General features: G+C 46.5%; 15 protein-coding genes. 8 read left to right on the top strand and 7 right to left on the bottom strand.

What is annotated here, in order from left to right; all coding sequences use genetic code 11:
* The first annotated feature begins 440 nt into the window (after positions 1-440).
* Entirely contained in the window at positions 441-1,427 is a 987-nt protein-coding gene (locus OCU74_RS07805) for a carbohydrate porin (RefSeq protein ID WP_087479185.1), read from the top strand.
* Between the two features lie 126 nt (positions 1,428-1,553).
* Here OCU74_RS07805 and OCU74_RS07800 read toward each other — a convergent pair whose 3' ends face one another.
* Positions 1,554-2,702, bottom strand: a complete 1,149-nt coding sequence (locus tag OCU74_RS07800) for an Acg family FMN-binding oxidoreductase (protein ID WP_200807643.1) — start codon at positions 2,700-2,702, stop codon at positions 1,554-1,556.
* Between the two features lie 108 nt (positions 2,703-2,810).
* On the opposite strand from OCU74_RS07800, the gene OCU74_RS07795 reads away from it, so the two are divergent.
* The gene (locus OCU74_RS07795; RefSeq protein WP_087479184.1) at positions 2,811-3,260 is read left to right on the top strand and encodes a MarR family winged helix-turn-helix transcriptional regulator; all 450 of its coding nucleotides are present in this window, start codon (positions 2,811-2,813) and stop codon (positions 3,258-3,260) included.
* 61 nt (positions 3,261-3,321) lie between these two features.
* Here OCU74_RS07795 and OCU74_RS07790 read toward each other — a convergent pair whose 3' ends face one another.
* The 3 genes from OCU74_RS07790 to fliB form a co-directional block, all read right to left on the bottom strand.
* The gene (locus OCU74_RS07790) at positions 3,322-3,804 is read right to left on the bottom strand and encodes an outer membrane beta-barrel protein (RefSeq protein ID WP_087479183.1); all 483 of its coding nucleotides are present in this window, start codon (positions 3,802-3,804) and stop codon (positions 3,322-3,324) included.
* 120 nt (positions 3,805-3,924) lie between these two features.
* On the bottom strand, positions 3,925-7,845 hold the full coding sequence (gene hrpA, locus OCU74_RS07785; protein WP_087479182.1) for an ATP-dependent RNA helicase HrpA: 3,921 nt from the start codon (positions 7,843-7,845) through the stop codon (positions 3,925-3,927).
* Between the two features lie 106 nt (positions 7,846-7,951).
* Complete coding sequence (gene fliB / locus OCU74_RS07780; protein ID WP_087479181.1) at positions 7,952-9,166, bottom strand: flagellin lysine-N-methylase; 1,215 nt, start codon at positions 9,164-9,166, stop codon at positions 7,952-7,954.
* Positions 9,167-9,522: 356 nt separating this feature from the next.
* Between fliB and OCU74_RS07775 the strand changes: the two genes are divergently transcribed.
* Positions 9,523-9,885, top strand: coding sequence for a VC1380 family protein (locus OCU74_RS07775; protein WP_087479180.1), 363 nt, complete (start codon positions 9,523-9,525; stop codon positions 9,883-9,885).
* A gap of 27 nt (positions 9,886-9,912) precedes the next feature.
* Here OCU74_RS07775 and OCU74_RS07770 read toward each other — a convergent pair whose 3' ends face one another.
* Together OCU74_RS07770 and OCU74_RS07765 are read right to left on the bottom strand one after the other, a co-directional pair.
* Positions 9,913-10,974 carry an NAD-dependent epimerase/dehydratase family protein gene (locus tag OCU74_RS07770; protein ID WP_087479179.1) on the bottom strand — a complete coding sequence of 354 codons (1,062 nt, stop codon included), beginning with the start codon at positions 10,972-10,974 and terminating at the stop codon, positions 9,913-9,915.
* A 3-nt stretch (positions 10,975-10,977) separates the two neighbouring features.
* On the bottom strand, positions 10,978-11,568 hold the full coding sequence (locus tag OCU74_RS07765; protein ID WP_087479178.1) for a TetR/AcrR family transcriptional regulator: 591 nt from the start codon (positions 11,566-11,568) through the stop codon (positions 10,978-10,980).
* A 373-nt stretch (positions 11,569-11,941) separates the two neighbouring features.
* Here OCU74_RS07765 and OCU74_RS07760 point away from each other — a divergent pair, with 373 nt between their 5' ends.
* The 3 genes from OCU74_RS07760 (at position 11,942) to OCU74_RS07750 (ending at position 15,074) form a co-directional block, all read left to right on the top strand.
* Complete coding sequence (locus tag OCU74_RS07760) at positions 11,942-12,388, top strand: tellurite resistance TerB family protein (RefSeq protein WP_087479177.1); 447 nt, start codon at positions 11,942-11,944, stop codon at positions 12,386-12,388.
* A 236-nt stretch (positions 12,389-12,624) separates the two neighbouring features.
* On the top strand, positions 12,625-14,037 hold the full coding sequence (rimO, locus tag OCU74_RS07755) for a 30S ribosomal protein S12 methylthiotransferase RimO (protein WP_087479176.1): 1,413 nt from the start codon (positions 12,625-12,627) through the stop codon (positions 14,035-14,037).
* A gap of 152 nt (positions 14,038-14,189) precedes the next feature.
* Entirely contained in the window at positions 14,190-15,074 is an 885-nt protein-coding gene (locus OCU74_RS07750) for an EamA family transporter (protein ID WP_087479175.1), read from the top strand.
* 47 nt (positions 15,075-15,121) lie between these two features.
* On the opposite strand, the gene OCU74_RS07745 is transcribed toward OCU74_RS07750, so the two are convergent.
* Positions 15,122-15,652: a 3'-5' exonuclease gene (locus OCU74_RS07745; RefSeq protein WP_087479174.1), complete on the bottom strand. Its 531-nt coding sequence runs from the start codon at positions 15,650-15,652 to the stop codon at positions 15,122-15,124.
* Between the two features lie 206 nt (positions 15,653-15,858).
* Between OCU74_RS07745 and OCU74_RS07740 the strand changes: the two genes are divergently transcribed.
* Together OCU74_RS07740 and OCU74_RS07735 are read left to right on the top strand one after the other, a co-directional pair.
* The gene (locus OCU74_RS07740; RefSeq protein WP_087479173.1) at positions 15,859-16,479 is read left to right on the top strand and encodes a DUF2760 domain-containing protein; all 621 of its coding nucleotides are present in this window, start codon (positions 15,859-15,861) and stop codon (positions 16,477-16,479) included.
* The gene (locus OCU74_RS07735; RefSeq protein ID WP_087479172.1) at positions 16,479-18,335 is read left to right on the top strand and encodes an Hsp70 family protein; all 1,857 of its coding nucleotides are present in this window, start codon (positions 16,479-16,481) and stop codon (positions 18,333-18,335) included. The genes OCU74_RS07740 and OCU74_RS07735 overlap by 1 nt, the downstream gene beginning before the upstream one ends.

Raw genomic sequence — 18,335 nt, 5'->3', positions numbered from 1 at the left:
TATCAAATCTGTCATTTGAGGCGGTTTTTATTTTATACCTTTCAATAACCCGCCATTTACCTATATTGCCGCTGGCACCAACAGCAAAAATGACAACGTTCCCATCCGTGTTAAGCAATAAAACAAGCAATATAGCTGGAAATTCACGGTAAAAAAGCATGAATTCATACTGAGAAATCGATCAACTTTATAGATAATCAGCATCAATTACTAATTACAAAGTCAATTATATGAAGGTAATCAAATTTCACAGCACAAAAACTGGGAACGATACCAAAAGGTGATCCAACCGAAAGTTTCATTCAAATAACAAATGTAATCTTCAAAACCATCACCAGGATGAAATCAAATTCAATCAATGGTTGTATCCCCCGGAAAATAATAATCGCGGAATAAATCGCTACCGGGACAAAACTTAGCAACATTTATGGAGTATAACGATGAAAGCAAGTGGTATTTTGAAATTATCGGCTGTCGCCCTACTAACTTCTGCAGCACTAAACGTCAACGCCGGAACCAGTATTACAAACGATATGGGAACTTTTGCGATCAGCGGAGATGTGGAGTTTGATACCAACTATCGCAATGAAGAAGTATCAGGTCCGGATACAACAACTTATGATCAAACCGGTCGTCTTTTGATTGGCGTTTCCGGCATGCGTGATGTAGGTAGCAATGGCTATATCAGTGCCAATGCTCAGACACTGCTTCATCTGGACGGTGATATCACTGCTGATGATGCCTGGATTGCAATCGGTGAGAAAGCTGACTGGGAAATCAAACTAGGACGTTTTGAAGCATACGACTTATTCCCGGCAGGTCAGGATACCGTGGTCAACTATGCTCAGGATGTATATATGACTAAGTATGCTCGTGGTCGTAGTGATAATGGTCAAATCAACCTTTCCAAAACAACTGAGCGCGTCTATTTCGAGCTGAGCACAAACTTCATGGAAAATAATGATGACAATATAGGCGCAAGAAACAATGCTGTTTTCCTCCGCCCGGTCGTCGCAGTCACACTGACCGATTCACTGAAATTATCTGCTGGTGCTGAAGTTAACGCTACGGCTGATTCTGAAGATGCGGCTAACGATTTTGCCGGCTACGGTGCAACACTGAATTATGCAACTGGCGACTTCAACATGAACGTTAGTTATGCAACCCGTGACTTTGATACAACAGTACAGGAAGATACTACATACGGCATTAATGCCCAGTATAAAAACTTCTTTATCGCCTATGTATACGGTGAAACTGACACCGGAACAACTTCAGAAGTTAAAACTGTCTATTCATCCTATAAATTCGCGAATATCATGGATGTTGAAGACTTGGCGCTATATGTCGGTGCCTATTACTCTGACGTAAAAGATTCCGACAACACAGACAGTGGCGCACGTCTGCGGGTTAAATACCTGTTCTAAGCCTCAATTACACTGCCTGTCTGCCCCGTATCTATGGCCTTGGACCAAGATGGTTCACTCCCCCAGATATGGGGCCGACTTCATCCGATCCACATCAAAATCCACCAATGTCGCATCGCAGAATCTCTATATGATAATCGCACCAATCTCCCGGCGCGGTGTTAAAGGTGTTGCTTCAGCTTTTCCTAATCGGAACAACATCTGCACAGTATCACTATGGCTGATTCCAAAATGTTGTTTAAACTCATCCTGTAACGTCAGCATGTCATCATATTCCTGAAGAATCTGACTCATTGGATGCATGGCCAATCCCAGTGAATTCACCAGCAGATTAATTCTCTGATAGACCCTTCCAATCCGGAGCTGTGTTGTACGTTGATTATCATGGCTGGAAAGCAAAACATAATAGGGTGTATTCGCAACGATTTTCCGGACTTGCTGAACACTTTCCCGGCCAAAAGCTTCTGGATCTGTTTCAGCTTTTTCCCGGCTGATAAAAAATGTCTCCGCCAGCTTTCTCTTCACACCCACAATGCCATTCTGTTCAAGCCCGAAACCATCCCGGTATTCGGCAAGTTCCTGATCATTAAAACGAAACATTGCGATTGTTTCCAGACTTCTCCTATGATCACTCTCTTCAATCTCCATGGCCTGAGTCAGGTAATTTCTCATCGCAGCCCTATCCTGTTCCCGGTGAATCATATTAAGTCCGAATTGCTCCTCCTGCACTACATCCAGTACTTCTGCCAGTAGCGCTGTATCAAATGACTCGTCTGAATAAGGTGTTTTTGTGGATTGGCGGGTCAACAATTGAGAGAATAATTTGTCAGGTTGAATATGAGTGTCAGGAATCAGAGTGATATCTGCAACAGGTAAGGCTTCGAGACTTTGATTGTCATACTCTCCCAATGGGAAATAAACGACTTCAGCCCAAATACCGAACTGGCTGGCAGCAATCACTAAAGTTTCAATGAATGTCCCCTGCCCGATATGTATTTGTCGGTAAACCGGATCGGTCTGTGGTAACAGCCTTTCCTCATCTACATACAGACGAATGACATTTTTCCCGATGAATGCGACCTTCCAGGGCTGCTTGTTATGAGGATTCGGGCATAACATCGCATAACCAAGCAAGGTTTCACGAAGATCTGAATGTTTCAGCGGAGGCCTTAAAGCCTGTCGATTCCCTGAACTAAATTGTTCAATCATCAATGAAGAAGCGGCAAATATGACCGTTCCGGCACCTATCACCCGAATAAATTGACGTCTATTCATCTCTGTTCTCCTCTGGATTAGTCTGCTAAAATTCATTCCTTGGAATATAAATATACATTCCAAGGAATGTAATTTCAAGGAATATAGTTTCAAGGAGTCTTATCCGAAATGTCACTCAATAAAAAAGAACTATCCAATAAGTTATTTATTTCATTAGGAATTGTTCATCAACTTACAGACAGTTTCTTAACTAAACAGCTGGCACCACATGGCATAAACCAGTCTCAGTTTCATGTACTGACTCATTTTTCCCGTCATAAGGAGCAGCCATGTACCATCAGTCAGCTTGCACAAGTGATGCAAATGAATCAGCCAGGCATAACCAAAGTCATCAATAAACTTGATGAAATGGGTCTGATTGATATAGAGAAAGATGCATTTGACGGCAGAAAAAAGTGGATCACCGTGAATGACAAAGGACTGGAAAAACTTGCTGCCGCCTACGAGAGCTTTGCACCCCGGATGGCAGAAATGTTCGCCGACTGGAACGAACAGGAAATGATTCAGACATTACAACAGATAGATAAACTGAAAAACTGGCTGGATAACCACAGATAGCGAAAGGCTCTGAATGTAAAAAAGCCAGCAAAATGCTGGCTTATATAAAAATAAAATGTGATTAAAGGAAATGGAATGTCGCGTTGAGGTTGAAAGTTTTCATGTCATTATCACCCAGAACATAAGTCTGATAGCTTGCGCCGACTGAGACCGGCCCCATCAGGAAATATTCGGCACCGACACCGTACATAATATCAACACCATCATCAACTTTGGCACCATTGACCTTCTCATCCCAGGAATGGAGTCCGCCTTTGGCATAAATATGTAGCGGACCAAAATCGACACTAGGCTTAATCGCAAAATAAACTGTACTTGCTGTGGTTTTATCTGTCGCAGACGTATCGATCTCTTCAAACTTAGTAAAACCTGCTTCCAGTCCAATCAATGGCAGGATACCTGAACCGACATGGACATTATAAGCAGTACCATGTTCACCTTTATAGTCAGACTGTCCGACTGAGGCTCCGCCATAAATCCATGAGTCTGCAAAGGCAGATGTTGAAGCACCCAGCAGTGCCAATCCAATTAATGTCTTTTTCATGATGAACCTTCTCTACTTTCCATCGATGGTCGTATCAGACGGCATCACATTGCCGCCTATCGCCAAAAATTTAACAGAATTTTCTGCACTCACTCTCAATATGCAAAAAACAGACCTGCTCTAACATTCGCTGATTGCGTTTTTGATACGTTTATCAGAAACCGGGTAAGGTGTTCCAAGCTGTTGTGCGAAAAAACTCACTCGCAATTCTTCAATCATCCAGCGGATTTCCTTAACATTTTCCGGTATTGCCACACCTTTCGGGATTTTGTTCAACAACTCCCGATAGTCCTGTGTCACCGATTCTATTTTCAGCATATGCAGCCGATCCTTATTCGGATCAATAGGTAATTTCTCCAGTCTGCGCTCGATTGCTCTCATATACCTTAGGATATCCGGTAGCTTTTTCCAACCGCATTCCGTCGCGAAGCCCTTGAAAATCAGCCCTTCAATCTGAGCTTTGATATCCGAAAGTGCAAATGCCATCGTAAAATCAACCTTTCCTTTCAGTTTCTTGTTGATTTGGTAGGCAGTTGTCAGGATTTCTTCAACTTGTTTAGCAATATCAACAACAGTATCTCCCAGTTCAGCACGAACATGCTCTTTTAACGCTTCAAAAGCTTCAGCCTGCCAGACCAGCCCGCCCTGCTCTTCGGTTAATTTATCGATACCGCAGGCAATGCAGTCATCAATCAGATCCAGCACTTTGCCATAAGGGTTAAAATAAAGTCCCAGTTTGGATTTATTCGGTAAATTCGTATGCAGATACTTCACCGGAGACGGAACATTCAGCAAAATCAGCCGCCGTTCACCCCCTCGCATGGCAAGTTGCTGCTCTTGCTCCGTTTCAAACAACTGAATCGCAACACTATCCCGTTCATCAACCAATGCCGGATAGGCTTTTACATCAAAGCCGCCCCTTTTTTGCTGGTAAACCTGGGGCAGTTCACCGAAACTCCAGGTATGTAACCCTTTCTGTTCAATATCGTCATCAGCAACCTGTGACAGGGTTTCTTTCACCTTATCCTTCAGGCTCTCTTTCAGTTCGAACAGATCCTTATTCTCCCTAAGCTTTTTATGGTGATGATCGACCGCCCGGAAAGTAACTCTCAAATGATCAGGAATCTGTTCAACATGCCAGTCTTCCCGTAATACGGTTACACCTGTCATCCGTTTCAGCTCTTTTTCCAGCGCATCCAGCAATGGCAGCTCCATCGCTGTTGTCCGGGCCAGAAATGCATCAGCATAATTCGGTGCCGGTACAAAGTTCTTCCGCACTGTTTTCGGTAATGACTTGATTAAGCTGACCACCAGCTCATGACGCAACCCCGGAATTTGCCAGTCAAAGCCTACCGGTTCAATTTGGTTCAACACCGCCAAAGGAATATGAACAGTGACACCATCGCTGTCATCACCGGGTTCAAACTGATAGCTGAGCTTGAGTTTAATACCGTTCTGATGCCAGAAGTTCGGATAATCAAGCTCAGTGACATGACTCGCATCTCCTCTCAGCAGCATCTCTTTTTCAAAATGGAGCTGCTCCGGATTCTCCCGGCAGGCCGTTTTCCACCAGGAATCAAAATGGCGCCCGGAGACAACTTCAGTTCCGACCCGTTGATCATAAAACTGGAACAGGGACTCATCATCGATCAGAATATCCCGGCGTCTTGATTTGTGTTCAAGCTCTTCGACTTCCTGCAACAATTTCCGGTTCTGTTTAAAGAATGCATGCCTGGTTTCCCAGTCGCCTTCAACCAGCGCGCTGCGAATAAAAATCTCCCGGCTGAGAACCGAATCGATCGGACCATAATTGACCAGACGCTTTGCAACAATCGGTATACCGAATAACGTAACCTTTTCATAAGCCATGACCGCAGCCCGCTTTTTCGACCAGTGCGGCTCACTATAACTCCGTTTGATCAAATGCTGTGCCAGCGGTTCTACCCACTCCGGCTGAATTTTTGCGACAACTCTGGCCCAGAGCTTCGAGGTTTCCACCAACTCGGCCGACATAACCCATTTAGGCTGCTTCTTAAACAGACCTGAAGCCGGGAAAATATGAAAACGGGCATTTCTGGCTCCCTGATATTCTTTATTTTCCAGATCTTTGATCCCGATATGAGAAAGCAGACCAACCAGAATCGACGTATGAACCCCTTGATAACTACCGGGTTCTTCATTCAGCTTCATCCCCATTTCATGCATACTCTGATGCAGTTGAAAATAGACGTCCTGCCATTCCCGGATGCGTAAATAATTCAGGTAATCGCTTTTACACTGACGCCGGAACTGACTGCCTGTCAGGGATTTTTGCTGCTGTTTCACATAATCCCAGAGATTTACAAAAGTCAGAAAATCGGATTCTTCATGGTAAAAGCGCCGGTGTTTATCATCAGCGGACTGCTGTTTGTCCGAAGGACGCTCTCTGGGATCCTGAATCGACAGTGCGGATGTAATAATCATGACTTCTTTCAGACATCCCCATTTTGGCGCTTCAAGCACCATCCGGGCAAGACGAGGATCGATCGGTAGACGGGAGAGTTTTTGTCCGACAGCCGTCAGACGTTTTTTACGTTCCTGATTCTGCGTCTGAATCGCACCTAATTCTTCCAGCAGGCGTACACCATCCTGAATATTTCGCTTATCCGGCGCTTCAACAAAAGGGAACGCTTCAATATCACCAAGTCCCAAAGCTGTCATTTGCAGGATAACCGATGCGAGATTGGTTCTGAGGATCTCAGGATCGGTAAACTCCGGACGCGACTGAAAATCGGTTTCTGAATAAAGACGAATACAAACCCCGGCTTCAACCCGGCCACAACGTCCTTTCCGCTGATTGGCACTCGCCTGAGATACCGGTTCAATCGGCAAACGCTGAACCTTAGTCCGGTAGCTATAACGACTGATTCGGGCGGTTCCCGGATCAATCACATACTTAATCCCCGGAACCGTCAGAGAAGTCTCGGCAACATTCGTCGCCAGCACAATTCTTCTGCCGCTATGCGACTGGAAAATCCGGTTCTGCTCACCGGCAGAAAGACGGGCATACAGAGGAACAATCTCGGTATGTTTCAGATTTCGTTTGCTCAGTGCATCTGCCGTATCCCGGATTTCCCGTTCTCCGTTCATAAAGATCAGGATATCTCCCGGTCCTTCATCACACAGTTCATCGACAGCGTCAAAAATACCATCAAGCTGGTCTCGCTCGCTGTCATCTTCACCGGCTAAAGGCCGGTAACGGGTTTCAACCGGATAAGTTCTTCCGGAAACTTCAATGATTGGTGCACCGTCAAAATGCTGGGAAAAACGTTCAGGATCAATTGTTGCCGACGTAATAATAACTTTCAGGTCCGGGCGTCTGGGCAACAGCTGTTTCAGGTAGCCGAGAATGAAATCAATATTCAGACTCCGCTCATGCGCTTCATCGATAATGATCGTGTCGTACTGATTGAGAAACCGATCATGCTGAATCTCAGCCAGCAGTATCCCGTCAGTCATCAGTTTAATCTGAGTCTGTTCGGATATCTGATCGTTAAAGCGAACTTTATAACCGACAAAATCGCCGAGAGATGTTTTGGTCTCTTCAGCAATTCGCGCAGCAACGGAGCGTGCCGCCAGCCGGCGCGGTTGCGTGTGACCAATCACACCATAAGTTCCCCGGCCCAGTTCGGCACAGATTTTGGGAAGCTGGGTCGTTTTTCCTGAACCGGTTTCCCCGGCGACAATAACAACCTGATGATTTTCAATAGCCCGGGCAATATCATCCCGTTTCTGACTGACGGGAAGAATTTCCGGATATTCCAACGTCGCAGAACTTTGCTGTCTGAGCTCGGCCGTCATCATTGATTTGGCGATTTCCTGAGCGATTTCATCAAAGACAGCCTGTCTGGCCTTGGGATTTTTAATTCTGTTTGCCCCCTGAATCCGTTTGTTCAGACGAAACCGGTCTTTAAGCATACATTCGTTCAAAGCATGACGAAGTGTATCAGGGGAATTGGGTTGCGCCTGCGGTTGTTGAGGCTGAGGCTGTGACGAAGTCAAAGCGAATCCTATTGTGTACTGATTAAAACTGGGCGGATTGTATCACTGTCGGGCCATGACACCAAAAACTCCTTTGTTTTCATCCGCCAGTTGTATCAAAGCCACTTCAGAGTCGGCTGAAGTCCAGGTATTCACGTAACCGTGTACTTTCAGATTCCATAATCATCTGGCGCATACGAAGTTCCAGCGGACCGGTTGTATCATGGTTTATCCGGCGGCAAAAACGATAAACCCATCCGACAATCGTGTCTTCATCCGGCACCGGCTGTTCAGGAGTGGCTATATGAACGGCTGAAGTTGTCAGGAAAAGACGCAATGATAACGTTCTCAGGCACAGAGTAGCCGCCCATTCCTCCAGAGTCGTTCCATAGTCTTTTCCTGCCGGTGTGGTAGAAATAAATGGGAAACCATTACGGCTGATTTCTGCGGCGACAAAACGCTTGAGCACATGTTTGATCCATGAATCCCGGTGTTCCTGATAATAATCTTTTACACTCTGAAGAAGACGACAGCGGGGCCGTTGCTGCTCATTCCTCGAAAGCACTTCAAATACACCGAGCATTCCCTGACGCAGTGATTCAGGCATACTTTTGCGCTCCAGATGTTCCAGAACCACCAGCAGAAAATCGGTTGTTCTGTTGCCCTGTTCTTCCACTGAAATCACATCACCGGATTCTCCCGTTGAACCGACATGATTTCCTGCATCTTCAATCAATGTCTGCCACTCGATCCGCGGCGTACTTTCCAGCTTCGGTGCCAGCGTCAACAACATTGCCAGCGTTGCTTCAATGCTCAGATCTTTATCCTGTACTGTTGTGATCAAAGCAGAGATCGTCCGGGCCCATATATCCTGAGTTAATTGTTCAATCTGAGCAGGAAACAGCCCTTTCCCATGCTGATGATTCTCCGGCAACTGTGTCGGTATTAACTCAAAAGGATTTTCATCGAACAGGCAACGACGGGCAATATCCGGACAGCTCATCGTACCGGCCCGTGAGTAAAACTGGTTCAGTGAGCGATATAAACGGGGATAATCAATACAGGTATCAGAAAGCTGAGATTCGCCATAATCGCGGTGAACAGTACACATTCCCTGATCCTGTGCCGCACATGTATTTCCGGTTTCATCCCGCCGCAAACGGTAGATATCGTCTTCTCTGACAATCAAATCATAAAGTGGCGGAAAATTGTTCCGGTAATGCTGAACCTGATCCTCATGAATGGTGATATTCCATTCATGACAACAATTGTTCTCACACTGATCGGCCAGACAACGAAACTGTTCGATATAGGAAAACCCCAAAGTACTTGACTGATACATGAATAAACTCTCATCACTGAATTTGGTATATGAGTGTCCGTTTTCCCGTCCCGGTTCGCTGCCTGCTGAAAAAATAAGACAATATGAATGAAATACCGATTTGAATAAGACAGGTTACAGGCATACAGAATCTCTCCTTTTGAGGTTATCCGGGTGTATCAGACCTATCAGGTGCAGGCGCGATTATTTTGATGTATATTCATCCGGTGATGTGATAAACGCCGGATCTTTAGACACATTTCGCGCTTTAAACGGGACATTCGCTTACAATAAACAATGACCTGACATATCCCTTCATTTTTTGTTTTTAGTACCACTACACTTACAGAGAATTGCCGGACGAGACGACAGATAACGTGAAAGCTTCTGAATTCATTCATATCCTTAATGCCTTACCCAACGATCCGGAAATCGTAACCGGAGAAATATGGCTTCCGGAACGGCTGTTACAAGTCACCTCTTCAGACGATTATCTGTTCTGTCAGTTTGATAATGCTCCGGAAGAAAACGAGGGCGAAGAAGAAGGCAGAGGTTTTGTCGAACACGAGTTATCTCTGATCAAAAGTCATATCATGCAGATTTTTCTGGAAAAAGCGCCTCTGGAACATAAACGGGATGCAATCCTCGCACTGATTCTTTATGCACATGAGCATACCTCAGCAGATGTTGTCGAAATGCTTGAGCAACTGAGTTTACAGGAAGATAGCGAAGAGATTTAGCTTCCGGAGTCCGGATGCTTCCGACAGTTATCGGTGCAGCAACCGCGCCTCGATCATCTGCTGAAAAAAATCGTTCATCGTGACAGAAAGAGGCCGGTATTTCAGGCCTAATTCACCAATACTTTTGGTATTGTCACCTTTCCAGCCATAACCGACATTCAGAGCAATATTTTTCCGCGTTGTTGCGGAATTCACCATCGGCCCGAATAACCAGACAAGAAACTTAGGAAGTACCCGCTTCGGTATCGGATACTGACTTCCGTATTTTGGCAGCAGTTGCCGGGCCATTTCGGGAAAACTGGTGTTATAACCGGATATGAGATACCGGCCACGGGCATGAGTTGTATAAGCAGCCGACAGATGTGCCTCCGCCACATCACGAACATCAACAACCCCGACTCCCCAGTCAGGTATACCGGCTTTCATTGTTCCGTCTCCCATTTGGCGAATAATGTGGAAACTCTCTGATGTGGCATATGGATGAATGCCAGGTCCCATAACCAGAGATGGGTTAATGACGACCAGCGTCCATTGTTGCTGCTGTTCAGCAATACGCCATGCTTCTTTCTCTGCTTCAGTTTTGGAAAAAGAGTAAGGATTGTGACTCAGAGAACTGGATTGATTCCAGATGGCTTCGGTCGCTATACCATGTTCTATCTGAGTTAGATCAGCATTGTCACCATAAATTGCGGCACAGCTACTGGTCAGAACAACCCGCCGGACCGAAGATGTTGCATTGGCCTGCATCAGTACGTTCCGGGTTCCCTGAATCGCAGGTTCGAGTAATTCCCTTTGCGGGTCACTGACCTGAAGCCGAAACGGTGATGCCGTGTGAAAAACTATGCTGCATCCTTCCATCGCCTGAGCATACGAGCCTTCATCCAACAGGTCCGTCTGAAAATATCGAATTGTCCCCGGAGCAGATTTAGCTATCTGATTCAGATACCTGAGTTTTTCCTGATCACTCGGATCCCGAACCGCAGCATGTACTGTCACACCCGATTCAAGCAAGCGTTTTACCAGCCATCCGGCCACATATCCTGTTGCTCCGGTCACAAGTACCGGTAATTTCCGGTCAATACGATACATAAGTTAATCTGTCTCCCCTGAATTTGATGCAGAAGATGCAATCCCACGCCAGTATATTGTAAACGCCTCTCTGAAAATGACCTCAGCTTCGCTCCGGGAGTAATTCTTCCGGTTGATATGAACGACAACAGCATGGAGATAGCTCTGAGCTGTAATACATAACAGTTCAGGGCTGATAGCGTTCAAAGTGCCGCTCTCCTGACCTTCCGCCAGCTTCTCAAATATAGGTTCCCATAAATCTTCTCCACACTGGCGGGCTCTTTCTCCCAGCAATTGAGATGAATGGAGAACATTCAGTGCCTGATATTCTGTCAGATGATCATAAGACCAGTTGGCAAAAGAGAGCCACTGAGCAAGAAATATCTCCCGGACAGAGGCAGAAAAATCGACACCATCCAGTATTTCTGCGGCCATATTCCGTTTTATGAACAGATAAACATCATCAAGCAACGCCTGCTTCGTTTCAAAATGATTAAACAGAGTCCCGTTGGAAACCGAGGCTTCTTTCGCAATCGCTGCCGTGGTAACGCCAACACCATCCCGGGCAAATAAACGAATGGCCGCTTCAACAATCTGAAGTTTTTTCTTGTTCATAAAATTACATTTTGGAGTGACTAGTCACTCCAAATTAATACAAAACCGATTCCCTCGTCAATGACTGTTTCATGGTCGGCAGCAGAATACTTTTCCTGAAATTCCACCGGCCTGTAGAGTGAACCTCACTGATTTATCGCGGTCAAAACAAACAAGGATGAACAATAATCGTTCTTTCAACCCGTTTTACTACAGAGCAACTGTTTTACATCATCTTATAGCTACGTCGCTTACTAAGACTGTACCCTGAGGACATTTAGGTTAAAATAAGAGTAATATTGGGTCGATAACGTTTCTTTCCTGTTTACCCTGTGATATTTCTTAACTTCTGGTAACAACAGTTGGTAACAAAAATCTGTCAGTGAGAAAAATTATGTTTAATGCTATCACCTCCCTTTTCAAAGAATTACTTGACGGTCAGGATCTGGGTCATCAGGAAGACAGACCCGAACTGGCGATAGCCTGTTTACTAACCGAAGTCTCCGGAGCAGACCATCAAATTTCTCAGACAGAAAAAGATGCGAAAATTCATCTGTTAATCAGACTCTGTCAACTCACCCAGACAGAAGCCGAAAATCTGCTGGCGCAAGCCGAGGCACAAGTCCGGGAATCCGCTTCATTATATGATTTTACTTCTCAGCTCCGAGCCTTATCGCAGGAACGACGCTTTGAACTGATTCGAGCCATGTGGGGCGTTGCTCACGCCGATGGCTATATCGATCCTTTTGAAGACGCAGTAATTCGTAAAACCGCAGAACTTTTATATGTTGATCATAGTGAGTTCATCCGGGCAAAATTAATCGCAACAGATAAACTGTAACCGGAGACGCTGCTCCGGTTTACAATCCAGCGACCATACTTTTATTTCCAGAATACATACTTTAATTTCCAGAATGAAAGTCTGCCAATCAGGGGCGACTTCTTCTGTTCAATTTCTGCACGTCCGCTATAATGTGTGCCCTTTTATACCCAAGTCACCTCAAAGCATTTCTGCTGAATGAGGTCATTTGGGTATAAAACGTCCATAACAAAACGATTAGGTAGCAAAATAAAGCAATGACAGTTCATACTTATACGCCAAATCAAACAACAACTCTGGATACGGCACAAAAAACACTGGCACAACAAGAAGAAATGAATACCACCCAAGTGTCAGGACACAGAATCGGATTTGTCTCTCTGGGATGTCCGAAAAACCTTGTCGATTCTGAACGTATCCTGACTCAGTTACGCACCGAAGGGTATGACATTGTCAGTCATTATCAGAATGCCGATCTGGTTATCGTTAACACTTGTGGCTTCATTGACAGTGCCGTACAGGAATCTCTGGATGCCATTGGCGAAGCACTGAACGAAAACGGTAAAGTGATTGTGACCGGTTGCCTGGGTGCCCGGGAAGATGAGATCCGGGAAGTTCACCCCAACGTTCTGGGAATTACCGGCCCGCACGCCTACGAAAATGTGCTGGAGCATGTTCATCAGTTTGTGCCCCGCCCGGAACATAATCCATATACCAGTCTGGTTCCCGATCACGGTGTAAAGCTGACACCAAAGCACTATGCTTATCTGAAAATATCCGAAGGCTGTAACCACAACTGTACTTTCTGTATTATCCCGTCAATGCGCGGTAAGCTGGTCAGCCGCCCGGTCGGTGAAATTCTCAGTGAAGCCGAACGACTGAAAAACGCTGGTGTAAAAGAATTATTAGTCATCAGTCAGGACACCAGTGCATACGGCGTTGATACCAAACACAGTCTGGGTTTTTCGAACGGAACACCGGTAAGACAGAATCTGAAAGCGCTCAGTGAAAATCTGAGTCAGTTGGGGATTTGGGTCAGGCTTCATTATGTCTATCCTTACCCACATGTCGATGACATTATTCCATTGATGGCCGAAGGCAAAATCCTGCCCTATCTGGACATTCCTTTTCAACATGCCAGCCCGCGGATTCTGAAAATGATGAAACGCCCCGGACAGGCAGAACGTACACTGGACAAAATTAAGAAATGGCGTGAGATCTGCCCTCAACTGGTCATTCGTTCCACCTTTATTGTCGGATTCCCCGGTGAAACCGAAGAAGATTTTCAGATCTTACTCGACTGGCTGCAGGAAGCTCAGTTGGATCGGGTCGGATGTTTCAAATACTCTCCGGTCGAAGGTGCAACAGCCAATGAGCTGGCTGAACAGATTCCTGAGGACATCAAACAGGAACGCTACGAACGCTTTATGGCATTGCAACAAGCAATTAGTACAGCAAAGCTACAACGCCGCATTGGCACCAGAATGCAAGTGCTGATTGACGAAGTGGACGAAGAAGGAGCGATTGGCCGGACCTACGCCGATGCACCGGAAATTGACGGTTTAGTTTATCTCAATGATGAAACGACTTTAAAACCGGGCGATCTGGTCGATGTCATGATTGAACATGCCGACGAATATGATTTATGGGGAAGCCTGATCGCCGAATAATACTGACAACATGATGCTGATTGATGTAACTCATCAGCATCATTTCAGTCAAATCAACACTATTCGGTGGCTTTTTTAATAAACTTATCTTTTTACAAACATCGCCCCAGAAGCTATGCTGAGCTCCCTTTTTCGACAGAGGATTCCTGAAGATGTGGATTCTTGTGACGTTATTTGCTGCAACCTGTCAGTCTCTCCGAACTGCTTATCAAAAAACACTCTCTCAGGAGCAGGGCTTTCTGCACGCCACCATGGCCCGTTCACTATACGGTTTGCCGCTGGTCAGCCTCTATCTCATTGTATGCTGGCACTTCGTCGGTCAGATCACTTTTCCTTCCGGCGGATTATTTCTTTTCTATGCGACCGTTTGTGCGCTTGCTCAGGTGCTGGCAACTTACCTGATGCTCAGGGTTTTCCAGTCGGGAAGTTTTGCGCTGGGAACATTACTGGCAAAAACCGAAGCGGTTCTGGCAGCCTTGCTCGGTATTCCGTTACTCAACCATTCGCTGAACCTGACCGCCTGGAGTGGTATTGCACTGGGTGTTTTCGGCGCTCTGGTCATGACTATCAGACTGAGTAACTTACGCCATATTCACAAAGATATGTCATTTCTTGCCGGGCTGGGCAGCGGATTCTGCTTCGCGGTGACTTCCGTTACGGCAGCACTCGCCAGCCATACACTGCAAGGCTCTATTATCACCAGTGCCGGTGTCACGATCTGGTACGTCCTTGCCCTACAGTCTGTGCTGTTATGCAGTATTCAGATCTATCGGTGCCGCGACATACTTGCACCCGTCAGGAAATCACCACTTCTCAGTACCAAAGTCGGATTGTTAAGTTCGATGGGTTCTATCGGCTGGTTCACCGGATTTGCACTGATCAATCCGGCACTGGTCAAAACTCTGGGACAGGTAGAAATTCTCGGCACACTCTATTTTTCCAAGCGTCGCTTCCACGAGAAAATGACTATGCAGCAATGGGTGGGTGGAATAATGATTGTCGGAAGTGTCATTCTGGTCACGGTCGCAACACTCTGACACTTCATCCTGAAAATCGTCGGGTATCATCCTATAGCGTGGTCGGTTTATAACATACTCAGTGCGAGTCTGGCCAGGTTATAGGAATCAACATAACCCGAATGCTGACGGCCTTCCCACTCGATCCCGGCAGACTCTTGTGCTTCTTTATGTCCGATACGGCGCTCTTTCATCCGGTGCTGAATCCGGTATAAAGTTGCCAGATTAATAAACTCATGGATCGGCGGCTCGATCCCTTTCGCTTCACACTCTTGCTTCAGAATCAGGTCGTCTCTGCCCCACGCCGCATAGACTTTGTTGGTTGAACCGAAATTTTTAATCATCGACTGAACAACCTGTGCCAGTGGTCGTCCCTGCTTTTCCAGTTTACGGGGAGTGATACCAGTCAGCTCAGCACAAAAAAGAGAGACTTCATCCTGTTCGGGTTTGACATAGTACTGTGCCCTTTTAACGATTTTCCCTTCATCCAGTGCTATTTCAGCCAGTCCGATCTCAATAATCTCTCCGGTCGTTCCGACGCCATTCTTATTCCAGCAACACATTTCCAGATCGAAGCAGACAACCCGATTGCAATTCATAACCTAATACCCGGTATTTTGTCCAAAGGCGTGATCATAATGAAATAATTTCAAAAAGCGAATCAGGGATGCCACAGGACGAACAGGATGGACAAATATTCAGCGAATAGGATAGCAATCATGGGAAAACCAGTGACTTCATACATGGATTTATGCCCGTCTGTGTTACTATTCGCGCATCATTTTAATGTAGCAGAGAATTGCATATGAACTTCGATTTAAACACAATGCCGGCAACTTTCGATATGCTCCATGCCATTCTGGCTCTGTGTGCAATTATTTTATTGATTCTGGTTATCAGTCGCCGGGCGAAAGTCGTAGAAAAGATTGTAGAGAAGCCGGTCGAGACGATTGTTGAAAAACCGGTTGAAAAAATCGTTGAGGTTGAAAAAGTTGTTGAAGTAGAAAAGATCGTCGAAAAAGTCGTTGAATCCAAACTAGCAACTACATCAACCGATTCTGCATTACAAATCCTTGCACTGTTCCAGAAAGAAGCCCGGCTGGTCGATTTTCTCAATGAAGAGATCATCCATTATTCCGATGAAGAAGTGGGTGCTGCTGCGCGTGTCATTCACAGTGGCGGGAAAAAAGTGCTGGATGAATATCTGCATCTGGAACCGGTTCGCAGCGAAGCAGAGGAAACCCGGATTACAGTGGAAGCCGGGTTTAACCCACAGGCAATTCGCCTGACCGGCAATGTCACCGGCAGCGCACCTTATCAGGGTTTGCTGGTCCATAAAGGATGGATGGTGACAGAAATACGTCTGCCACAGATTGCCAAAGATTATGATGTGTCGGTGATTGCTCCGGCAGAGGTGGAACTGTAATGGAACAGCATGCACGTTACTGTGTCGGTATCGATCTCGGAACCACGCACTGTGTTCTGTCTTACGTCGATATGCAACAAGAAAACCCACAGGTTACAGTGATGCCTGTGCCTCAAATGACTGCTCCGGGAACTGTAGAGTCTTTGTCCCAGTTAGGCTCATTTGTCTATCAGCCTCATGAACACGAAATGTCTCCCAGTGCCCGCATTCTGCCCTGGAGTGAAGAGCCGCAGGCTCTGGTTGGCGCAATTGCCCGCAATCTGGGCAGTAAAACCCCGATCCGTCTTATCGCCAGTGCCAAATCCTGGCTGTGTCATGGTGGTGTCAATCGCCGGGAAGCTTTCCTGCCGGCAGGAAGTCCGGAAGAAGTCAGCAAGTTGTCACCACTGCGGGCCAGTGAGCTTTATCTGGAGCATCTGCAACAGGCGTGGAATCATCAGTTTCCACAATATCCGCTGGCTGAACAGGATGTTACCATCACGATTCCGGCATCTTTTGACCCGGCTGCGCGTGATTTAACCGCAGAAGCAGCGAAGAATGTCGGCCTGCATCAACGGACACTGCTTGAAGAACCGCAGGCCGCACTCTATAGCTGGATCGATGTGAATGGTGATTCATGGCGTGACAACGTCACGATTGGTGATACCGTTCTGGTCGTTGATATCGGCGGCGGTACAACCGACTTATCTCTTGTTGAAGTCAAAGAGAGCGACGGAAACCTGATTCTTGAACGTGTTGCCGTGGGCGAGCATATTCTTCTGGGCGGCGACAACATGGATCTGGCCCTCGCCTATCGTCTGAAAATGAAGCTGGCTCAGGAAGGCAAAGACCTGCAACCCTGGCAGATTCAGGCTATCACTCATGCCTGTCGCGATGCCAAAGAAGCCCTGCTCAATGATGCAGAACTGACGGCTGTTCCTATTGTTGTTCCCAGCAGAAGCTCAAAACTTTTCGGCTCGACCTTAAAAACCGAGCTGACTCAGGAAGAAGTTCGCCAGACCCTGGTTGATGGTTTCTTCCCTCAGGTTGGCATCCATGAACATCCACAGCAAAGAGCGCGCGGAGCGCTCACTCAGATGGGGCTGCCATACGCACAGGATGCTGGAATTACCCGTCATATCGCAGCATTTCTGACTAAACAGGCCGGTGTTATTTCTGAGCCTGCATCAACGATGCCATTTGGTGGTATACCCGGTCTGGAAGACAACACAGCACCGGCATTTATCCAACCCAGTGCGATTCTGCTCAACGGTGGTGTACTGAAATCCGATCTACTTGCTGAACGTCTGCTGGAAACAGTCAATCGCTGGCTGACGGATGCCGGAACAAATCCGGCCAGAAAACTGACCGGTATCAACCTCGATCTGGCAGTCGCACAGGGCGCGGCATACTATGGTGTGGTACGTCAGGGAAGCGGTGTTCGCATCCGTGGCGGTCTAGCCAGTGCTTATTATGTCGGTATTGAAAGTTCTATGCCGGCGATTCCGGGAATGGCACCACCGCTTGAAGCTATGTGTGTTGCACCCTTCGGCATGGAAGAAGGTGCCAGTGTGACGATGGATCAACAGGAATTCGGTCTGGTAATCGGTCAGCCGGTTCACTTTCAGTTTTTCGGTTCAACCGTCCGGCGGGATGACCCGGCCGGAACACATCTGGACTCATGGTCAACTGATGAACTTCAGGAGCTTCCCGAAATTCAGGTCACTCTCCCTGTCACGGAAGGACGGAAAGAAGGCCAGATTGTCCCGGTCACGCTGGCCACTCACGTCACAGAGATCGGTACCCTTTATCTGGAAGCCATTGCCAGAGATAACGGCCAGAAATGGCACGTTGAATTCGACGTACGTGAAGGATAA

Source organism: Vibrio mangrovi, assembly GCF_024346955.1.
Lineage (GTDB): Bacteria > Pseudomonadota > Gammaproteobacteria > Enterobacterales > Vibrionaceae > Vibrio > Vibrio mangrovi.
The sequence above is the reverse complement of the archived record's forward strand: the minus strand, read 5'-3'. Positions and strand labels throughout refer to the sequence as shown.